Origin of the sequence: Moorena sp. SIO4A1 (assembly GCF_010672065.1) — a bacterium.
Taxonomy (GTDB): Bacteria; Cyanobacteriota; Cyanobacteriia; order Cyanobacteriales; family Coleofasciculaceae; genus Moorena.
The window spans coordinates 1-1,154 of the sequence record NZ_JAAHHX010000940.1 but is presented as its reverse complement, the minus strand read 5'-3'; the positions used below and the strand labels follow the sequence as shown (position 1 = coordinate 1,154).

Genomic DNA, 1,154 nt, shown 5'->3' with positions numbered 1-1,154 from the left:
TTAAACCTTGGCCAAAAGGCCACGCAATCGCGTTCAACCTCTTAAACCTTGGCCTTGGCCTTGGCCTTTGGCCACGCTACGCGAATGGCCACGCTACGCGAATGGCCACGCTACGCGAACAACATTCAACCTGATCAACATTCAACCTTCAACCTTCAACCTCTTCAACCTGATCAACCTTCAACCTTCAACCTCTTCAACCTGATCAACCTTCAACCTGATCAACCTTCAACCTGATCAACCTTCAACCTCTTCAACCTTCATGGTTGCTTTACAAAAAACCTCTTAGATATAAAGATTTTGTGAAATCCTTTCGATTCGTGTCCTAATTACAGCAAAAATCTCACTAATGTAGTGAAGCCAAATCAAGACTGAAGCCCAATCAAAGTAACAAGTGGTGTGACATGAACAGATTTTCTATGTACACGATATCAACAGAAAGCCCAACCCAATCAAATCTACGCCGATTGGAACTATTGCTGGAGTATTGCCAACTGGCAGCCCGTCCAACTTTGTCTGTGTCAGACACCAACCGTATGGCTGAGATCCTCGAACTAGCTGAAGCTGACGAAATCCTTACCCTGTTGATAGATAAAGCTGATCTAGTTATAGCCAAAAACTTTAGCTGGCTGAGTGACAATGATATTGATACCTATAAAAACCAAATCGCTAAGTTAGAAGAGTATTTAGAAATCTTTGTTTCCCAGAAATCACCTAAGACCAGTGAAACGCTACGTAATCAATTTGCTTGTTTCACTGGAAATTTTTAATAATCACCATTACATTTAGCTATCAGCGTGTCGCGTATCAGCTATCAGCTTATGGGCTACAGATGGTGCTACTTGAGGTGCTTTTGAATAAAATAAGCTGACGGCTAACGGCTGACGGCTGACAGCTGACGGCACCTCAAGTAGCGTGCGCGTAGCGCATATGCTTACTTCAGGATAAGCCATAGTCTTCGAGCATAGAGTTGTCGATATCAAAAAAATAGTCTCTCAAAACTTTCCTCATACGCTGATATCGTTTTCGCAAGGCTGTATTACTTGCCAAGTTCAGGCGTTCTTCAATTTGAATCCAGGACAATTCCTCCATCACTCGTAACACAAAAATATCAAAATCTAGAGGACTTACTAGTTGTCTAATATCTGACAGTA

Annotated in this window: 4 protein-coding genes; 2 read left to right on the top strand and 2 right to left on the bottom strand. The window is 42.2% G+C overall.

From position 1 onward, the window contains the following. Positions 1 to 48 precede the first annotated feature (48 nt). Positions 49 to 237: a hypothetical protein gene (locus tag F6K53_RS44295; RefSeq protein ID WP_293087262.1), complete on the top strand. Its 189-nt coding sequence runs from the start codon at positions 49 to 51 to the stop codon at positions 235 to 237. Positions 238 to 404: 167 nt separating this feature from the next. Further along, a complete protein-coding gene (locus F6K53_RS44290) occupies positions 405 to 770 on the top strand; it encodes a hypothetical protein (protein ID WP_293058369.1) in 366 nt (121 codons plus the stop codon). 15 nt (positions 771 to 785) lie between these two features. On the opposite strand, the gene F6K53_RS44285 is transcribed toward F6K53_RS44290, so the two are convergent. Continuing rightward, the gene (locus F6K53_RS44285; protein WP_293047769.1) at positions 786 to 953 is read right to left on the bottom strand and encodes a hypothetical protein; all 168 of its coding nucleotides are present in this window, start codon (positions 951 to 953) and stop codon (positions 786 to 788) included. Further along, a partial coding sequence (locus F6K53_RS44280; protein WP_293087258.1) for a hypothetical protein occupies positions 940 to 1,154 on the bottom strand: 215 nt, incomplete at its 5' end. The genes F6K53_RS44280 and F6K53_RS44285, both read right to left, overlap by 14 nt.

Excerpts from the sequence above, each read along its gene's own strand:
- F6K53_RS44290 (WP_293058369.1), top strand. The coding sequence starts at position 405 with ATGAACAGATTTTCTATGTACACGATATCAACAGAAAGCCCAACCCAA.
- F6K53_RS44285 (WP_293047769.1), bottom strand. The coding sequence starts at position 953 with ATGGCTTATCCTGAAGTAAGCATATGCGCTACGCGCACGCTACTTGAG.